The organism is Delftia acidovorans SPH-1 (assembly GCF_000018665.1).
In the GTDB taxonomy this organism is placed as follows: Bacteria; Pseudomonadota; Gammaproteobacteria; order Burkholderiales; family Burkholderiaceae_C; genus Comamonas; species Comamonas acidovorans.
On record NC_010002.1, the window covers coordinates 5,546,228 to 5,563,659 of the forward strand.

The window sequence follows — 17,432 nt, forward strand, 5'->3', positions numbered from 1 at the left end:
ATGAAATCCGAAGAAATTGACAAATGCGTCAGATGGCTTGCACGGCCCACTGCCCGGCAACCTGCACGAGCTCGCGGTCGCAGTGGAATTCGTCCACTTCGCTTTCATGCCCTGGCAGCACGCAGACCACGGTCTCGCCCTGCCGGCGCAATGCAGCAATGGCAGCCGCAACCTGGGGATCGTCGCCCCAGGGCGCGCGGATGGCAGCCTTGAGCGGGCGCTCGGGCACGACGGCGACGAGCTGCTTGATGTCCAGGCTGAAGCCGGCGGCGGGCCGGTTGCGGCCAAAGACCGCACCCACCTCGTCATAGCGGCCGCCGCGCACCAGCGCATCGCTGGCACCCGGCACATAGATGGCAAAGCGCGTGCCGCTGTAGTAGGCATAGCCGCGCAGATCGGCCAGATCGAAGCTCACGCTCACGCCTTCGAGGCGCTGCGCCAGCCAGCGCAGCTGGTCCAGCAGAGGCTGCACGCCTGCGGTGCGGGCCAGCAGCTTCTCGGCGCGGTCCAGTACCTCGATGCCGCCGTACAGCTGCAGCAGGGCCATCAGGCCTTCGCGCGAGGCGGCAGGGAAGTCGCGTGTGAGGCGCTCGAGCTCGCTCGCATCCTTGGCGGCCAGCGCAGCGTGCACGCCGCGCAGCACCTGCATGTCCACCATCACGCCAGCCAGCAGGCTGCGCACGATGCGCACATCGGCCAGATCGACATTGATGTTGGTGACGCCTGCGCTGCGCAGGCAGTCCAGCGCCAGGTGCAGTGCCTCCAGGTCGGCTTCCATGCCCTGGTGGCCGTAGATCTCGGCACCGAACTGCAGCGGCTCGCGCGTGGCGCGGGGGCGGTCAGGGCGGGCATGAACGACGGGGCCGCAGTAGCACAGGCGCGTGAGGCCCTTGCGGTTGAGAAGATGGGCGTCGATGCGGGCCACCTGCTGCGTGGTGTCTGCACGCAGACCCATGGTGCGGCCTGTCAGCTGGTCGATGAGCTTGCAGGTCTGCAGGTCCAGCGCCTCCCCTGTGCCGGTGAGCAGGGATTCGAGGTACTCCAGCATGGGCGGCATGACCAGTTCATAGCCATAGCCACGCGCTGTATCGAGCAGGCCTCGACGCAATTCTTCGATGTGCCGGGCCTCGGAAGGCAAGACATCGGCGATGTGATCCGGCAGGACCCAAGCAGACATGGAAAAGGGGGAGGCTGTTAAAAACGTGATTCTACCGGCTGTTGCGGGCCAGCCCAAATTGGGGGTGACCCAAGGCCCACGGCGGGTGTTCGGTATTCCGAATCGATTCGGTGCACGGGCGACAGCGGCGGCGCAAGAAAAAACGGCGCCCCAACAGGGGCGCCGTGCAGGGGCCGGGCGGCATTGCCGCTCAGGCGCGCTTATTTTCCAGAGCTTCCACCACTGCGGTAGGCCTTGAAGAAATCGGTCTGCGAAGGATCGAGCACGAGCACATCGCTCTTCTTGGCAAAGCTGGCCTTGTAGGCCTCCAGGCTGCGGTAGAACTGCGCAAACTGCGGGTCCTTGCCAAAGGCCTCGGCGTAGGTCCGGGCGGCCTCGGCATCGCCCTCGCCCTTGATCTTCTGGGCATCACGGTAGGCATTGGCGATGGTGATCTCGCGCTGGCGATCGGCCTCGGCGCGGATCTTCTCGCCTTCGGCGGCGCCGGTGGAGCGCAGCTCGTTGGCCACGCGCTTGCGCTCGGCTTCCATGCGGCGGTAGACCGATTCCGTGATCGTCTCGGCATAGTCCACGCGCGTGATGCGCACATCGACCACGTCCACGCCCCAGGGCTTGGCGCCGCGCACGGTCTCCAGCACTTCGCGCTTGACGTCGTTCATCAGCGCATCGCGCTTGCTGGACAGCAGTTCGCGCACGGTGCGGCGGTTGATTTCCTCCTGGAAGGCATTGCGCACCACGCGGTTGAGCTGCATGGCGCCAGCCGACTCGTCCAGGCCCACATTGCGGATGTACTCCGACGGATCGGAGATGCGCCAGCGCACGTACCAGTCGATGACCACGCGCTGCTTTTCGGCAGTGAGCATGGGCTCGGTGTCGGTGCTGTCCAGCGTGAGCAGGCGCTTGTCGATGTAGCGCACGTTCTGGAACGGCGGCGGCATCTTGATGTTCAGGCCCGGCTCGGTGATCACTTCCTTGATCTGACCCAGGGCATAGACCACGCCGAACTGGCGCTGATCGACGACGAACAGCATGGAGCTGAGCAGCGCGAGCGCCAGAAGAATGCTGGTGATGAAAAATCCAACTCGGTTCACTTGGGCTGCTCCTCAGCGTGCTTCGCGGTCACGGCTGCGACTGCTGTCGCGGCTGCGCGCATCGTTCGAAAGGCCGGGAATGGCGGCAGGCGCAGGCGCCTGGGTGCTGGGGGCCGCCGAGCTGTCGGCTGCCGGCACATTGCCGCTCACGCCTTGCATGATCTTGTCCAGCGGCAGGTACAGCAGGTTGGAGCCCTGGCGCGATTCCACCAGCACCTTGGTCACGTTGCCGTAGATTTGCTGCATGGTTTCCAGGTACATGCGGTCGCGCGTGACCTGGGGAGCCTTCTGGTACTCGGTGAACACCGAGCTGAAGCGCTGCGCATCACCCTGGGCCTGAGCCACGATGCGGGCCTTGTAGCCGTTGGACTCTTCCAGCAGGCGCGCTGCCGAGCCGGCTGCGCGCGGCACCACGTCGTTGGCGTAGGCCTGCGCTTCGTTCTTCGCACGCTCACGCTCCTGGCCGGCACGCAGCACGTCGTCGAAGGCCGCCTGGACCTGCTCGGGCGGACGCACGCCGCCTTGCTGCAGGTTGATGCCCACGACTTCCACGCCCACCTTGTAGCGGTCCAGGATGGTCTGCATCAGGTCGCGCACGCGCGGGGCGATCTGGTCGCGCTCCTCGGCCAGCGCCGTGTCCATCTTCATCTTGCCGACGACTTCGCGCACGGCAGTCTCTGCGGCCTGGACCACGGCCTCGGACGGGTTCTTGCTCTCGAAGAGCCAGGCGCGCGCGTCGCTCAGGCGGTACTGGACGGCGAACTTGATCTCGACGATGTTCTCGTCCTCGGTGAGCATGGCCGACTCGCGCAGGCCCGTGCTCTTGATGATGGTGTCGCGCCCCACGTCGGCCGAGCGGATCTGCGTCACGAAGACCAGTTCATGGCGCTGGATCGGGTACGGCAGCCGCCAGTTGATGCCGGCGCCCACCGTGCTCTTGTACTTGCCGAACTGGGTGATGACGGCCTGCTGGCCTTCCTGGACGATGAAGATGCCCGTGCCCATCCAGATGATGAAGGCAATGCCGGCGATCAGGCCCACGCCCATGCCGGCGCTGCGCATGTCCGGCGGCTGGCTGCCGCCGCCATTGCGGATGGGCGGCTGGCCACGGCCGCCGCCCGGCTTGCCGCCGAACAGGCCCGAGAGCTTGCGGTTGAGGTCGCGCCACAGCTCATCCAGATCAGGCGGCTGGCCGCCGCCCGACGAGGGGCGGTTGTCACGGCTGTCGCGGTTGTCGCGTGCAGGTTCCGCAGGCGGGGGCGGCGGCGCGGGACGGTCGGCATCGGGGCGCGAAGCATCGTCGTTCTTGTCGTCGCCACGTCCCCATCGCGGATCATTCAGGTTGAACATCCCGCGAAGGCGCTGCGGCAGCATCGCCCAGCGATGGGCGCGTTGTGAAAGATTCATGCGAGAAGTCTCGGTTTCTTCGGTAAAGACAGGGACCCAATCGGCATTTTGCCCAATCAGGGCGCTAGCCCCTAGTATTCGGCGTCCTGCCCAGGGGGCATCGCGCCATCCACCTCCTCCTGATCCCGCTCATCACCACCGTGCGCTTCGGCGTGTTCCGCCTCCGCGCGCAGCGCATGCTCGGCCAGCAACTGCCGCAGCTGCGGCAGCCCCTCGCCGGAGCGGGCGCTGACGAACACCCGTGAAACAGGCAGCCCGTCAAGCTCGTACTGGTCCTGCAACTGCGCTGGAAGCCGCTCCGGATCGACGGCGTCCAATTTGTTGAAAACCAGTACCAGAGGCACCTCCTGGGCACCGATTTCCTTCAGAACTTTCTGGACTTGTTGGATTTGCTCTGGGAAATTCGGATTGGAGGCGTCGACCACGTGCAGCAGAAGATCGGCATCGATCGCCTCCTGCAACGTGGCCTGGAATGCATCGACCAGGCCGTGCGGCAGGTCGCGGATGAACCCCACGGTATCCGACAGGGACACCGATTGCTGGGCTTCATTCAGGTACAGCTGGCGCGTGGTCGTATCCAGCGTGGCGAACAGCTGGTCGGCCGCATAGGCGCGCGCCTTGACCAGCGCATTGAACAGCGTGGACTTGCCGGCGTTGGTGTAGCCAACCAGAGAGATATTGAAGATGCCATGGCGCTCGCGCCGCCGACGCTGCGTGGCGCGCTGCTTCTTGACCTTCTGCAGCCGCTCCTTGGTGCGCTTGATCGACTCGTCGATCATGCGGCGGTCCAGCTCGATCTGCTTTTCGCCAGGGCCGCCACGGCCGCCGATGCCGCCCATCTGCCGCTCCAGGTGGGTCCAGCGCCGCACGAGGCGCGTGGCCACGTATTGCAGGCGCGCCAGTTCCACCTGCAGCTTGCCTTCATGGCTGCGCGCACGCTGGGCGAAGATCTCCAGGATCAACAGGGTGCGGTCGTTGACCGGCATCTGCAGATGGCGTTCCAGATTGCGCTGCTGGGCCGGGCTCAGGGCCTGGTCGAACAGCACTTCCTGGGCACCGTGCATCTGGGCGAGCATGCGGATTTCGTCGGCCTTGCCACTGCCCACGAACAGCGCCGCATCGGGCACCTTGCGCTTGCAGGTCAGGCGTGCAACGGGACGCAGGCCGGCCGTGCCGGCCAGCAGGCCCAGCTCTTCCAACTCGCCATCGAAATGGGGAAAGCCGAAATCCACGCCCACCAGCAGCACTGGCGTTGGCGTGGACCGGTCAAAAGATTCAGAACTCAAGAAAAACCTCTCCCGAAGGGTGAGGAAGCTCCCCGGCGGTGCGGGGAGGCATCAGGGCGCCGCGAGCTCAAGCGCTGGCGTCGCTGCCGGCAGCTTCGGCCGTGGAGAAGTTCACGGCGCGGCCGGGAACAATGGTGGAGATGGCGTGCTTGTAAACCATCTGCGTGACGGTGTTGCGAAGCAGAACCACGTACTGGTCGAAGGATTCGATCTGGCCTTGCAGCTTGATGCCGTTGACGAGGTAGATGGACACCGGAACATGTTCGCGGCGAAGCGCGTTCAGGAACGGGTCTTGGAGGAGTTGGCCTTTGTTGCTCACGATATTCTCCGTGTTCGAAGAGTGTTGTTGTAAACCGACACCTTACCACAGTGTTTTGGGGCCCTTGTTCGTACAAGGGTTTTCCCGAAATCCCGTAGCTTGTTACTTGTCCTTGTCGGCAAAAGGATTATGAGAGGTTTTCAACTCGATCCGCAACGGCGTGCCAACCAAATTGAATTCCTTGCGGAATCGCCCTTCGAGGAAGCGCTTGTAGGCCTCCGTCACATGCTCGAGCGAATTGCCGTGTATGACGATGACCGGAGGGTTCATGCCGCCCTGGTGCGCATAGCGCATCTTGGGGCGGTAGATGCCCGTCTTCTTGGGCGTCTGGAACTGTACGGCCTCCATCAGCAGGCGCGTGAGCACCGGCGTGGGCATCTTGCAGGTGGCAGCCTTGTGCGCCTGGATGATGGAGTTCCACAGCGGACCCAGGCCCTGGCGCTTTTCCGCCGAGATGAAATGCATGGGGGCGAACTTGAGGAAGGACAGGCGCGTCTCGATCGAGCGCTCCAGCATCTGGCGCTGGTAGTCGTCCACCGCATCCCATTTGTTCACGGCCAGCACCACGGCACGGCCGCTTTCCAGCACGTACCCGGCAATGTGCGCATCCTGGTCGGTCACGCCCTGCGTGGCATCGATGAGCAGCAGCACGACGTTGGCGCTTTCGATGGCCTGCAGCGTCTTGACCACGGAGAACTTCTCGATGGCCTCGAACACCCGGCCCTTGCGGCGCAGGCCTGCCGTGTCGATCAGCTCGAACTTCTGGCCGGCGCGCTCGAAGGGCACCGAGATGGCGTCGCGCGTGGTGCCCGGCATGTCGAAGGCGACCAGTCGCTCCTCACCCAGCCAGGTGTTGATCAGCGTGGATTTGCCGACATTGGGGCGCCCTGCCACGGTGAGGCGGATGGGCTTTTGGGCCACATCGTCGAAGGGGTCGTCTTCCTCGGGCTCGGGCAGGTTGAGCTGGCCCAGGGCCAGGTCGAGCAGGTCGCGCACGCCCTGCCCGTGTGCTGCGGAAACCGGCAGCACATCGCCCAGGCCCAGTTCGTAGAACTCGGTCAGCTGCACGCCTTCCTTCATGCCCTCGGCCTTGTTGGCCACGAGCACGCAGGGCTTGCCCAGCCGGCGCAGGTACTTGGCGATGTCGTGGTCCTGGGCGGACATGCCCAGGCGCGCATCGACAACGAAGACCACGACGTCAGCCTCGGCAACAGCCTGCTGCGTCTGGCGCGCCATCTCCTTGAAGATGCCGCTGGATGCATCTGGCTCAAAACCGCCGGTATCGATCACGATGTACTCGTGCTTACCCTGGCGGCCCTGTCCATAGTGGCGGTCACGCGTGAGGCCCGCGAAATCCGCGACGATTGCATCCCTCGACTTGGTCAGCCGATTGAACAGCGTCGATTTGCCCACATTGGGTCGCCCTACCAGGGCAATAACTGGCTTCATTCCCGAAAATACCTATCAATCCGGCCTGAAGCCGTACACAGTTCCGCTGCGGCTTACCACCACCAGCGTATTGGCAGCCGATACCGGGGGCGAGGCCACGCCGGAGTCGTCCGTCTTCAATCGTGCCAGCGCCTGTCCGTCCGTCTTGGACAGCAGGTGCACCACACCATAGTCATCACCAAACACCACCGAGCGGCCCAGCATCAACGGCGCCGTCAGGCGGCGGTGCTGCAGCTGGTCGATGGACCACACGCGCGAGCCGTCGCCGCGGCGCCAGGCCTGGACGGTGCCATTGCTCTCGGCGCCGAACACGGAATCACCATCGCCGTCGATGCCATCGGCACCCTTGGACGGCTGGGTCCAGCGCACCGATGCGTTTTGCGTATCCACACAGCCCACGGCAGCCTGGAAGGCACGCGCGCAGACGCTGTCACCGACACGGCTGACGCGGCCCACGAGGTCCACCAGGCGCTCCACGTCATTGGTGCCGCGCGGGCTGGCCAGCGGGGCCTCCCAGCGCACGGCGCCGGTGTCGGGATCGATACCCACCATGCGGCCCGACAAGCCGGCCACCAGCGTGTTGCCCACGGCGATCAGCACACCGGGCTGGCGCAGCACCAGGGGCTCACCCGGGCGCTGCGCGGTCCACAGCTTGCGGCCGTTGGCGGCATCGAAAGCGGCCAGCGAGCGGTCGGCTGCCAGCACGAAGACGCGGCCTCCCGCGACCAGCGGCGGCGTGTAGGCGGCTGCGGGCAGCGGCTGCTTCCACAGCTGCTTGCCTTGCGAGTAGACGATGACCTGGTTGCTGCGCGTGAGCACGGCCTGGCGCTCGGCGTCACCGCCCACGCCCGCGGTCAGCGGCTCGCCAACAGTGAAGCGCGACAGCTGGCTGCCGTTGCGTGCATCGAGGGCCGTGACGCTGCCGTCCTTGGCAGCGATCAGCAGCGTGTCGCCCTGCACATGGATGTCGGTGGCCAGCGGCACTTCGGCGCCGAGCTTGGCGGTCCAGGCCTGGTGCACGGCCAGCAGGCCGGGGTTGGCACCCAGCTCCTGGGGCTTGGGCTTGGTGTCGCTGCTGAACCACGAGGACACGGTGGAGCAACCACCCAGGGCACCGGCCAGCAGGCCCAGAGCCATCCAGCGCGCAACGCCGCGCGGGCGCGAAATCGCCATCAATTGATCAGCCGAGGTTTTCAAGGTTGCTTCTCCGAAGTCGACGTCTTGGCCTGTGCCAGCACGGTGGGTTCAGCACCCAGCGCATTGAGCTTGAACTCGATCAGACGGCCATAGTCCACACCCTTGTCCAGGGCGGCATGGGCGCGCTGGTAGGCGTCAATGGCCTCGGCCTGCTTTCCCTGGGCCGCAAGAATGTCGCCACGGCGATCGGCCACGATGCCGGCGAAGGACTCGGGCATGCTGCCTTCCAGCGCCTTGAGGGCTTCGTCGTATTGCTTTTGCTGCTCCAGCACGGCGCTCAGGCGCAGCTTGGCCAGGGCCTTGTAGCCTTCGTCGCCCTTGTCGGCCACCCAGCTCAGGGCTGCCTTGGCGTCATCGAGCTTGCCTTCGTCCACTGCAGCCTTGGCCAGCAGCAGGCCGGCCTGGGCCGCCTGTGTGGTACCTGCGTACTTGTCCTTGAGATCGGCGAAGGCCTGGCCGGCGCGCGCCGCGTCCTTGCCAGCCAGCGCCACGTCAACGGCATGCGCCAGAGCGGCAGCCTGCGTGGCCTGGCGCTTTTCCCAGTACTGGTAGCCATTCCAGCCGGCAAAGCCGACGAAGATGACCACGAGCACGCCGGTGATCAACGTGCCCCAGGTATTCCAGAAATGCTTGAGCTGCTCTATCTGCTCTTGTTCTTCGAGATCGAAATGGTTTGCCATGGATCGCCTGTGTCGCTTTATGTATGGAGGTCGCCGCTGGAGCGGTCGCTTGAAAAGCTGCGGATGCTGGTCAAACCGCCGATTGTAGGGTGGCAGCCCATTGGGCCGCATCAGCCAGGGCTTGCTGCACCTGCTGGCCTGCGCCGTCGCGCAGCGACTTGACGGTGACCAGGCCCTGCTGCAGCTCATCGGAGCCGAAGATCAGCGCGAAATGTGCGCCGCTGGCATCGGCCTTCTTGAACTGCGACTTCATGCTGCCCATGCCTTCGGCGCTGGCCGCGTGCATCTGCACGCGCACCCCGGCCTCACGCAGCTGCTGCAGGGTGCGCAGCGCCACGGGCATGGCCGCCACATCGGGGACGATGGCGTAGGCATGCAGCGTGGGCGCGGGAATGTCGGTGCCGAGCTCCTTGACGAGTTCCAGCACGCGCTCCACACCCAATGCCCAGCCCACGGCAGGCGCGCTCTTGCCGCCTACCTGTTCGATCAGGTAGTCGTAGCGGCCGCCCGCGCAGATGGTGCCCTGCGAGCCCAGCATGTCGGTGATGAACTCGAACACCGTCAGGTTGTAGTAGTCCAGGCCGCGCACCAGGCGCGGGTTCACGGTCCAGGGCACGCCGTTGGCGTCCAGGATGGCCTTGAGCCCGTCGAAGTGGGCCAGCGAGCCCTCGCCCAGGAAGTCCAGCAGGCGCGGCGCGCCGTTGACCATTTCCTGCATGGCGGGATTCTTGGTGTCCAGCACGCGCAGCGGGTTGCTGTACATGCGGCGCTTGGCCTCTTCGTCCATCACGTCCTGGTGCTGCTCCAGGTAGGCGATCAGGGCCTGGCGGTGTGCCTGGCGCTCCTCGGGCTGGCCCAGGCTGTTGATTTCCAGGCGCCACTGGGTCAGGCCCAGCTGCTTCCACAGGGAAACGGCCAGCATGATGAGTTCGGCATCGACATCGGGGCCGGCAAAGCCCAGGGCCTCGGCGCCGATCTGGTGGAACTGGCGGTAACGGCCGCGCTGCGGGCGCTCATGGCGGAACATGGGGCCCATGTACCACATGCGCTTGCCGCCGTCGTACAGCAGGTTGTTTTCGATGGTGGCGCGCACCAGGCTGGCCGTGCCTTCGGGGCGCAGCGTCAGGCGCTCGCCGTTGAGCTTGTCCTCGAAGGAGTACATCTCCTTTTCGACAATGTCCGTCACCTCGCCGATGCCACGAACGAACAGCTGCGTATGCTCGACGATGGGCGTGCGCACATTGCGGTAGGCAAAGCGCGCCATCAATTCACGCACCTGCGCTTCCAGCCATTCCCAGCGAGCGGACTCGGCGGGAAGAATGTCGTTCATGCCTTTGACGGCGGAGAGTTTTTCGGGTTTGGCCACGTTGTTCTCGTTCGATGAATGCTCGGAAACAGGCGCTGACCCCGCTTTTTGCGCCCCATGCTCTCAACGCCTGTTTTGCGTGAGAGCCAATGAGGCAAAGCGTGGTGCGCTATCTATTTTGCAATAACTGCAGGTGCAGCCGCTCAGGCAGGTGCAGCGGCGGTGGCGCCATAGGTGCGCGCTACATAATTTTCGACCAGTGCCTGGAATTCCTCGGCAATCCGCTCGCCGCGCAGCGTGAGCGCCTTTTCCCCGTCGATGTAGACGGGGGCGGCGGGCGCCTCGCCCGTGCCGGGAAGGCTGATGCCGATGTTGGCATGCTTGCTCTCGCCGGGGCCGTTGACGATGCAGCCCATCACGGCCACCTTCATCGCCTCGACACCGGGATACTTCATGCGCCACAGCGGCATCTGGCCACGCAGATAGTCATCGATCTGCTTGGCCAGTTCCTGGAAGGTGGTGCTGGTGGTGCGGCCGCAGCCCGGGCAGGCCGTGACGCTGGGCACGAAGATGCGCAGGCCCAGGGCCTGCAGGATTTCGGAGGCGACCACCACTTCCTGCGTGCGCGCCTCGCCGGGCTGGGGCGTGAGCGAGACGCGGATGGTGTCGCCAATGCCTTCCTGCAGCAGCACGGACAGCGCGGCGGCCGAGGCCACCGTGCCCTTGGTGCCCATGCCGGCTTCGGTCAGGCCCAGGTGCAGCGCATAGTCGCAGCGCTGCGCCAGGGCCCGGTAGACCGAGATCAGGTCCTGCACGCCGCTGACCTTGCACGACAGGATGATGTTGTCGCCATTCAGGCCCATGGACTCGGCCAGGCGCGCGGAATCGACGGCCGAGGAAATCAGCGCCTCGAACATGACCTGGCGCGTGTCCCAGGGCTGGGCGCGGCGCGAGTTCTCGTCCATCAGCCGGGCCATCAGTTCCTGGTCCAGCGAGCCCCAGTTGACACCGATGCGCACGGCCTTGTCGTAGCGGGCCGCCGCCTCGATCATCTGGCCGAACTGCTTGTCCTTCTTGTCGCCCTTGCCCACGTTGCCGGGGTTGATGCGGTACTTGGACAGTGCCTCGGCGCAGGCCGGGTATTCGGTGAGCAGGCGGTGGCCGTTGTAGTGGAAGTCACCCACCAGCGGCACGTACTCGCCCATGCGGTCCAGCTGCTCGCGGATGTAGGGCACGGCGGCGGCCGCCTCGGGCGTGTTGACGGTGATGCGCACCATCTCCGAGCCGGCCTGGGCCAGTTGGCGCACCTGGATGGCCGTCTCGACCGCGTCCACCGTATCGGTGTTGGTCATGGACTGCACGCGCACAGGCGCATCGCCGCCCACGGTGACGACGTTGTTGCGCCAGACCACACGGGCCTGGCGGGACTTGCGCGGCAGCGGCGAGGCAATCGCTATCGGCTGCTGCGTGATGGGGAGATCTTGCACGGTCACTTCACCTCAAAGCGGGCCACATTGTCGCGGGTGGTCTTGGCGACTTCCAGCAATTCGCCACGCACACGCACCTCGGTGCCGCTGGCATTGCCGACGATGACCGACAGCGGCAGTGCGCCCTCGGCGCCAATGGATTCACCGGCCGCCAGCGTCTTTTGCAGCACCACGCGGCCGCTGGAATCCTTGACCTGTACCCACGATTGTGCGTTGGCCTTCATGACCAGCACGCCACCAGGCGTTTGCGCCGCAGTGGCTGCCGATGTCGCTGCGGCGCCATCGGCAGGCGCATTGGCGGCAGGGACTGTTGCAGCAGCAGGGGCAGCAGGCGTTGTGGTGGACGCAGGAGCCGGAACGGCTGCCGCCGCAGGCGCTGAAGTTGCCGGTGCAGATGCAGATGCAGATGCAGATGCAGATGCAGATGCAGATGCAGGTGCAGCCGGCACATCGGCCGGCGTCGTCGCCGCAGGCGCAACGGGCTCCTGGGCGGCCACGGGCTCGGACACAGTCCCTGCAGGCTGCACCAGGGCAGCGGCATCGGAAGCGCCGGCCTGCGGCTCTTCGGCGTCGCCTTCATGCTTGGGCAGGAAGTAGACGGCAGCGGCAGCGGCCAGCAGCAGCAGCACGATGATGGCCACCTTGCGCGAGCCGTTTTCACGTCCCAGCGATGTTCCTGTGGCCTTGAAGGAGCGCTCCTTGAACGTGGCGTTGATGCTGCCGCGATCATCGGCCAGGCTCTTGAGCTGGGTGCGCGGCAGCAGGGCCAGCACCGATGCAGAGTCCATGCGCAGCGTGCGGCAGACGCTTTGCGCCAGGGCCCGCATGAAGACATGGTCCTGGAATGCGGCGTAGTCATCCGCCTCCAGCGCCTCCAGCTTGGGGGCTGGCACCTTGAGTGCCGCCGCCAGCCCGGCCAGAGACAGACCCGCCGCCTCGCGCGCCTGGCGCAGCAGCGTGCCCGCCGTCATGGAAGTTTGTGCGTTCTCGCCTTGCGTACCTGCTTCGTCATGCACCGCCAACACCTCACTCATTGAATGCTCCACGCTCGTAGGCCAGCCATTGGCGGGACTCGGGGAAGCGCTGGTGCAGCTGGTCAGCCAGCTGCCGCATCGCTGCAGATTGCTGCAGCGCCCTCTCTATCTTGATCCCCAGCCACAGGCTTTCCGCATTGGACTGGGGACTGCTGTTCAGGCGCCGGATGTAGAACTGCGCCCTCTTGGCATCGCCGCCCTGCAGCATCACGTTGCTCAGGTGGTAGGCGATCACCGGGTTGGCGGGATCGAGTTCATAGCCCTTGAGCAGCGCCTGCTGGGCCTCGGCCAGCAGGCCGGCCTGCTGCAGGCACAGGCCCTTGGCCATCCAGGTCTTGGGGCGCTCCAGGTAGCCGGGCTGGGCCAGGGCCTTGTCCAGCCATTCCTGGGCTTGCGCGTATTGCTTGCGCTGGCACAGCAGCCAGCCGTAGTTGTGCTGCAGGTCGCCGTCCTGGGGACGCAGCGACATCGCCTTGCGCAGGCTGGCGTCGGCCTGGTCCCAGTCCTGGTTGCGCATGTAGATCAGGGCCAGCAGGCCGTAGCCGTCGGCGGAACTGGGGTCAGCGGCCAGCGCCTGATTCACCTCTTCCAGGGCCACATCGATGCGGCCAGCCTGGAAATAGGAAGCCGCCAGCTCCAGGCGGATGCTTGCGCGGCGGCGGGGATCGGCCTCGGCGGCAGAAGCCATCGAGGCATTGGAGACGGAGGAAGCGTTGCCGGAGCCAGAATTCGTCGGGGGCACTAAAGGCTGCTTGCCTGCGCAGCCCGCCAAGAAAAGAACCAGCGCGGGCACTGCCCAGCGCATGCCTGTACCGAAATCCCCCGTTCGCAGCCGCCGAGCCACTGACTTCATGAACTGTCCTTTGTTCCGTCGGGGCATGCCAAGCATGCCCCAGGTCTTCTCAAGGCACCTGCTTGAGAACAATGGTGCGCTGCCTGGCCATGCGCTCGGCAGCGCGCGTGCGGTCCTTGACATCGCCAGCCAGCTGTCCGCAGGCTGCGTCGATGTCGTCGCCACGTGTCTTGCGCACCGTGGTCACGATGCCGGCATTGCTCAGCAGGCTGGCGAACTCCGTCACCCGCGCTGCGGGTGAACGCAGCAGCCCCGAGGCCGGGAACGGATTGAACGGAATCAGGTTGAACTTGCACCAGCTGCGGCCATCGCCACGCGCGCGGACCAACTCTATCAGTTGGCGCGCATGCTCAGGCTGGTCATTGACGCCATCGAGCATGCAGTATTCGAACGTGATGAAGTCACGGGGCGCGAATTCCAGGTATCGCTCGCAGGCATCGAGCAGCTCGTGGATGGGGTACTTGCGGTTCAACGGCACCAGCGGGTCGCGCAGCTCGTCATTGGGCGCGTGCAGCGACACGGCCATGGCCACGGCGCAGTCCTGGGACAGCCGGTCGATCATCGGCACCACGCCCGAGGTGGACACGGTCACGCGGCGGCGCGAGAGGCCATAGCCATGGTCATCGAGCATGGCGCGCAGCGCCGGCACCAGGGCCGTGTAGTTCTGCAGCGGCTCGCCCATGCCCATCATCACCACGTTGGAGATGACGCGCTCGCCGCCCGTGCCCAGGCGCTTGCGCAGCGAATGCTCGGCATACCACAGCTGGGCCAGGATCTCGCCCGTGCTGAGGTTGCGACTGAAGCCCTGGTGACCCGTGGAGCAGAAGCGGCAACCCACGGCGCAGCCCGCCTGGGACGACACGCACAGCGTGCCCCGGTCATCTTCGGGAATGAAAACGGCTTCGACGGCATCGCCGCCTCCCACGTCGAACAGCCACTTGACTGTTCCATCGGCAGACACATGCTCGGTCAGAACCGGCAGGGCCGTGATGTGGGCACACGCCTTGAGCTTTTCGCGCAGGGACTTGGCCAGATCGCTCATCTGGTCGAAGTCGCTGGCGCCTCGCTGGTGGATCCAGCGGAACAGCTGCGTCGCGCGGAAACGCTTCTCGCCGAGTTGCTCGCAGTAAGCGGCAAGTCCGTCGAGATCAAAATCTAGCAAATTGGTGTTCATGTCGGCAGGCCGGTGCCACGCCGCTCTCGGCTCTTCCGCGGCAGGCACGGCCTGCACCGGACAGACCATGACGGCCGCGGAAGACGCGGGGATTAGCGCGAGTAGACGTTCATGCCGGGGAAGAAGAAAGCCACTTCCACGGCTGCAGTTTCAGCGGCGTCAGAGCCGTGCACGGCGTTGGCGTCGATGCTGTCGGCGAAGTCGGCGCGGATCGTGCCCTTCTCAGCCTTCTTGGGGTCGGTGGCGCCCATCAGTTCGCGGTTCTTCAGGATGGCGTTCTCGCCTTCCAGAGCCTGGATCATCACGGGGCCGGAGACCATGAAGTCCACCAGGTCCTTGAAGAAAGGACGCTCCTTGTGGACGCCGTAGAACTGCTCGGCTTCGCCGCGCGACAGGTGCACCATCTTGGCAGCGATGACCTTCAGGCCAGCGCCTTCGAAGCGTGCGTAGATCTGGCCGATCACGTTCTTGGCAACGGCGTCGGGCTTGATGATGGAAAGAGTGCGTTCGATGGCCATTTGAATGGTTCCTAATCAGGGTTACTATGGATTTTTGTCAATTGGACAAAACCGTTGATTCTAGCTGTGCCATCAAAGTCCTTGATGACATGGTGCTGCCAAATGGCAGGCTTACAGGGCGGGCCGACCACCTCTGGATGAACCAGAAGGCGGACGGCCCGGCCGCCTTTCAGCGGCGTCCTCCCGGCTTGCGCTTGGCGTTCTGGCGTGCACGCGACAGGCTGTCGGAGCCGATGTAGCCCACCGATGTACGCATCGGATCGGGCTGCTGGCTGCCGCCGCCCTTGCCCCGTCCGCCTGCGCCGCCCTGCCCCTTGCCCTGTCCTTGGCCGCCGTCAGCCTTGCCGCCCTTGGCGGCAGGCTTGGCACGCGGGCCGTCGAGCATGGCGTTGGGCGCCGGGCGATTGCCGTCGAAGTAGCGGCCGCCGCCTTCGCGGCGAACGGTATTGCGGTCGGCCGGGCCACCACGGCGGCCTCCGGCCGGGGGCTTGGGTGCAGCGGGCGCACGCGCCTGCATGCCGGCTGCCGAAGCCAGGGACTGGATATCGGCCTGGTCCAGCTCCACCCAGGCGCCGCGCTTGAGGCCTCGCGGCAGCACCATGGCGCCGTAGCGGATGCGGATCAGCCGGCTCACGGCATGGCCCACCGCCTCGAACATGCGGCGCACTTCGCGGTTGCGGCCTTCGGAAATGGTCACGCGGTACCAGCAGTTGGCGCCTTCACCACCGCCGTCCTCAATGGAGCCGAAGGCGGCCACGCCGTCTTCCAGCTGCACGCCGTCGGTCAGGCGCTGCTTTTCTTCCTTGCTGAGCGCGCCCAGCACGCGGGCTGCGTATTCGCGCTCCAGGCCGAAGCGCGGGTGCATCAGGGAGTTGGCCAGCTCGCCCGAGCTGGTGAACAGCAGCAGGCCTTCGGTGTTCAGGTCCAGGCGGCCCACCGATTGCCATTTGCCATGCTGCAGGCGAGGCAGCTTGCGGAACACCGTGGGACGGTTTTGCGGATCGTCATGCGTGACGACCTCGCCCACGGGCTTGTGATAGGCGATGACACGCGCCGGCGGCGGGTCGATGCGAAAGCGGATGGGCTGGCCATTGACCTTGATCTGGTCGCCGAACTGGATGCGCTGGCCCACATGGGCAGGCTCGTTGTTGACCGAGATGCGGCCTTCAAGAATGAGCTGCTCCATTTCGAGGCGCGATCCCAGCCCGGCCTGGGCCAGCACCTTGTGCAGCTTGGGCGAATCGACCTGGGGCAGCAGCACGCGCTTGGCAGGCGCGGCATCGTCGCGCTCTTCGGCGGCGTCGAGCTCGCCCGAGATGACGTCCGCAAAACCGTAGCCTTCGACAGACCCTGAGTCGCTTGACTCTGATGCATCAGCCGGCACCAGCTCTTGCACGGTGTCTTCGGCATGCACCGCCTCGGCGGCCGGACGCGGCTTGCGCACAGGCTTGGCGCCGGGCCGCGCCCCGGCCTTGGGAGCGCGCGTGCGCGCAGGGCGGGCCTTGCGCTGCGCGCCGGCCTCATCGGACGCCGGCTGGGCGTCCTGGTCTTTGGAGATATCACTACCCGTCATGGCTTTCCTTCTTCGGCCTGCTTTGCAGCGCCGTCCGTATCCGTTGTATCCGCTGTATCCGTTGTGTCTGTTGTGTCTGTTGTCTCTGCCGCATCCGCTGCGTCTGCCGCATCCGCTGCATCTGCCGCATCCGACAGGTCTGCCGTATCTGCCTGAGCCGTATCTGCTGCCATTGCGGCATCTGCCCCGTCCGATTCCGTGGCATCTGTCTCGCCCTGGGGCTCTTCGGGCAAGGGAGCGTCACCGGCTGGCGCGGCCTCGTCCGCTGCCAATTCCTGCGCATCCGACTCTTCCAGCGCCTTGAACAGGCTTTGCTGGGATTCGGGCTCCTCGAGCATGGGCAACTGGTCCAGCGACTGCAGGCCCAGGTCGTCCAGAAACTGGCGCGTGGTGGCGAACAAAGAGGGCCGGCCCACGGTTTCCCTGTGGCCAATGACCTCGATCCATCCCCGGTCTTCCAGTTGCTTGATCAGCAGGCTGTTGACCGTCACGCCGCGTATGTCCTCGATGTCGCCGCGCGTCACTGGCTGGCGGTAGGCGATGATCGCCAGCGTCTCCAGGGTCGCGCGGGTGTAGCGTGGCGGCTTTTCGGGATGCAGCCGGTCCAGATAGACCCGCATCTCGGGCCGGCTCTGGAAGCGCCATCCAGACGCCACCTGCACCAGCTCCACGCCCTTTTGCGCCCAGTCTTTCTGCAGGTCCAGCAGCAGGTCCTTCAGCGTGTCGGAGCCCAGCACGTCATCGAACAGCGAGCGCAGCTCACGCAGCGTGACAGGCTGCGGCGCACAGATCAATGCAGTTTCCAGGACCCGCTTGGCATCTACCGTATTCATGGCTCAGCGTCTCGGGAACAAAGGCGCGCGTGCCACCAGAGGTGGCAG

Annotated in this window: 16 protein-coding genes; all 16 read right to left on the bottom strand. The window is 65.6% G+C overall.

Annotated elements, in window-relative coordinates; all coding sequences use genetic code 11:
* Positions 1-28 precede the first annotated feature (28 nt).
* The 16 genes from DACI_RS25330 to scpB all read right to left on the bottom strand — a co-directional run bounded on the left by DACI_RS25330 (position 29) and on the right by scpB (position 17,384).
* On the bottom strand, positions 29-1,177 hold the full coding sequence (locus DACI_RS25330) for an ATP phosphoribosyltransferase regulatory subunit (RefSeq protein WP_012206809.1): 1,149 nt from the start codon (positions 1,175-1,177) through the stop codon (positions 29-31).
* Between the two features lie 200 nt (positions 1,178-1,377).
* Positions 1,378-2,268, bottom strand: a complete 891-nt coding sequence (hflC, locus tag DACI_RS25335) for a protease modulator HflC (RefSeq protein ID WP_012206810.1) — start codon at positions 2,266-2,268, stop codon at positions 1,378-1,380.
* A 12-nt stretch (positions 2,269-2,280) separates the two neighbouring features.
* On the bottom strand, positions 2,281-3,675 hold the full coding sequence (gene hflK, locus DACI_RS25340; protein ID WP_012206811.1) for an FtsH protease activity modulator HflK: 1,395 nt from the start codon (positions 3,673-3,675) through the stop codon (positions 2,281-2,283).
* A gap of 71 nt (positions 3,676-3,746) precedes the next feature.
* Positions 3,747-4,961 (bottom strand): GTPase HflX, encoded by a 1,215-nt coding sequence (hflX, locus tag DACI_RS25345; protein ID WP_012206812.1) that lies wholly within the window; start codon positions 4,959-4,961, stop codon positions 3,747-3,749.
* Between the two features lie 67 nt (positions 4,962-5,028).
* Positions 5,029-5,280, bottom strand: a complete 252-nt coding sequence (hfq, locus tag DACI_RS25350; protein WP_012206813.1) for an RNA chaperone Hfq — start codon at positions 5,278-5,280, stop codon at positions 5,029-5,031.
* Positions 5,281-5,382: 102 nt separating this feature from the next.
* Complete coding sequence (gene der, locus DACI_RS25355) at positions 5,383-6,729, bottom strand: ribosome biogenesis GTPase Der (RefSeq protein ID WP_012206814.1); 1,347 nt, start codon at positions 6,727-6,729, stop codon at positions 5,383-5,385.
* A gap of 15 nt (positions 6,730-6,744) precedes the next feature.
* Positions 6,745-7,902 (bottom strand): outer membrane protein assembly factor BamB, encoded by a 1,158-nt coding sequence (gene bamB / locus DACI_RS25360; protein ID WP_043782580.1) that lies wholly within the window; start codon positions 7,900-7,902, stop codon positions 6,745-6,747.
* A gap of 20 nt (positions 7,903-7,922) precedes the next feature.
* On the bottom strand, positions 7,923-8,606 hold the full coding sequence (locus tag DACI_RS25365; protein ID WP_012206816.1) for a YfgM family protein: 684 nt from the start codon (positions 8,604-8,606) through the stop codon (positions 7,923-7,925).
* Positions 8,607-8,676: 70 nt separating this feature from the next.
* Positions 8,677-9,936 carry a histidine--tRNA ligase gene (gene hisS, locus DACI_RS25370; RefSeq protein WP_212739077.1) on the bottom strand — a complete coding sequence of 420 codons (1,260 nt, stop codon included), beginning with the start codon at positions 9,934-9,936 and terminating at the stop codon, positions 8,677-8,679.
* A 179-nt stretch (positions 9,937-10,115) separates the two neighbouring features.
* Positions 10,116-11,399, bottom strand: a complete 1,284-nt coding sequence (ispG, locus tag DACI_RS25375; protein WP_012206818.1) for a flavodoxin-dependent (E)-4-hydroxy-3-methylbut-2-enyl-diphosphate synthase — start codon at positions 11,397-11,399, stop codon at positions 10,116-10,118.
* Positions 11,400-11,401: 2 nt separating this feature from the next.
* Positions 11,402-12,433, bottom strand: coding sequence for a RodZ domain-containing protein (locus DACI_RS25380; RefSeq protein ID WP_012206819.1), 1,032 nt, complete (start codon positions 12,431-12,433; stop codon positions 11,402-11,404).
* Complete coding sequence (gene pilW / locus DACI_RS25385; RefSeq protein WP_225970998.1) at positions 12,426-13,286, bottom strand: type IV pilus biogenesis/stability protein PilW; 861 nt, start codon at positions 13,284-13,286, stop codon at positions 12,426-12,428. Before pilW ends, DACI_RS25380 begins: the two co-directional genes overlap by 8 nt.
* A gap of 49 nt (positions 13,287-13,335) precedes the next feature.
* Positions 13,336-14,460: a 23S rRNA (adenine(2503)-C(2))-methyltransferase RlmN gene (gene rlmN / locus DACI_RS25390; RefSeq protein ID WP_043782590.1), complete on the bottom strand. Its 1,125-nt coding sequence runs from the start codon at positions 14,458-14,460 to the stop codon at positions 13,336-13,338.
* A gap of 92 nt (positions 14,461-14,552) precedes the next feature.
* Positions 14,553-14,978, bottom strand: coding sequence for a nucleoside-diphosphate kinase (gene ndk / locus DACI_RS25395; RefSeq protein WP_012206822.1), 426 nt, complete (start codon positions 14,976-14,978; stop codon positions 14,553-14,555).
* A 169-nt stretch (positions 14,979-15,147) separates the two neighbouring features.
* Positions 15,148-16,551: a pseudouridine synthase gene (locus DACI_RS25400; protein WP_012206823.1), complete on the bottom strand. Its 1,404-nt coding sequence runs from the start codon at positions 16,549-16,551 to the stop codon at positions 15,148-15,150.
* Positions 16,548-17,384 carry an SMC-Scp complex subunit ScpB gene (gene scpB, locus DACI_RS25405; RefSeq protein WP_012206824.1) on the bottom strand — a complete coding sequence of 279 codons (837 nt, stop codon included), beginning with the start codon at positions 17,382-17,384 and terminating at the stop codon, positions 16,548-16,550. Before scpB ends, DACI_RS25400 begins: the two co-directional genes overlap by 4 nt.
* Positions 17,385-17,432 lie beyond the last annotated feature (48 nt).

What these genes read in the sequence shown, in the direction of transcription:
- DACI_RS25380 (WP_012206819.1), bottom strand. Translation starts at nt 12,433, where the DNA reads ATGAGTGAGGTGTTGGCGGTGCATGACGAAGCAGGTACGCAAGGCGAG.
- ndk (WP_012206822.1), bottom strand. Translation starts at nt 14,978, where the DNA reads ATGGCCATCGAACGCACTCTTTCCATCATCAAGCCCGACGCCGTTGCC.
- DACI_RS25330 (WP_012206809.1), bottom strand. Translation starts at nt 1,177, where the DNA reads ATGTCTGCTTGGGTCCTGCCGGATCACATCGCCGATGTCTTGCCTTCC.
- DACI_RS25365 (WP_012206816.1), bottom strand. Translation starts at nt 8,606, where the DNA reads ATGGCAAACCATTTCGATCTCGAAGAACAAGAGCAGATAGAGCAGCTC.
- hisS (WP_212739077.1), bottom strand. Translation starts at nt 9,936, where the DNA reads ATGAACGACATTCTTCCCGCCGAGTCCGCTCGCTGGGAATGGCTGGAA.
- rlmN (WP_043782590.1), bottom strand. Translation starts at nt 14,460, where the DNA reads ATGAACACCAATTTGCTAGATTTTGATCTCGACGGACTTGCCGCTTAC.
- hflK (WP_012206811.1), bottom strand. Translation starts at nt 3,675, where the DNA reads ATGAATCTTTCACAACGCGCCCATCGCTGGGCGATGCTGCCGCAGCGC.
- scpB (WP_012206824.1), bottom strand. Translation starts at nt 17,384, where the DNA reads ATGAATACGGTAGATGCCAAGCGGGTCCTGGAAACTGCATTGATCTGT.
- pilW (WP_225970998.1), bottom strand. Translation starts at nt 13,286, where the DNA reads ATGAAGTCAGTGGCTCGGCGGCTGCGAACGGGGGATTTCGGTACAGGC.
- der (WP_012206814.1), bottom strand. Translation starts at nt 6,729, where the DNA reads ATGAAGCCAGTTATTGCCCTGGTAGGGCGACCCAATGTGGGCAAATCG.
- DACI_RS25400 (WP_012206823.1), bottom strand. Translation starts at nt 16,551, where the DNA reads ATGACGGGTAGTGATATCTCCAAAGACCAGGACGCCCAGCCGGCGTCC.
- bamB (WP_043782580.1), bottom strand. Translation starts at nt 7,902, where the DNA reads ATGGCGATTTCGCGCCCGCGCGGCGTTGCGCGCTGGATGGCTCTGGGC.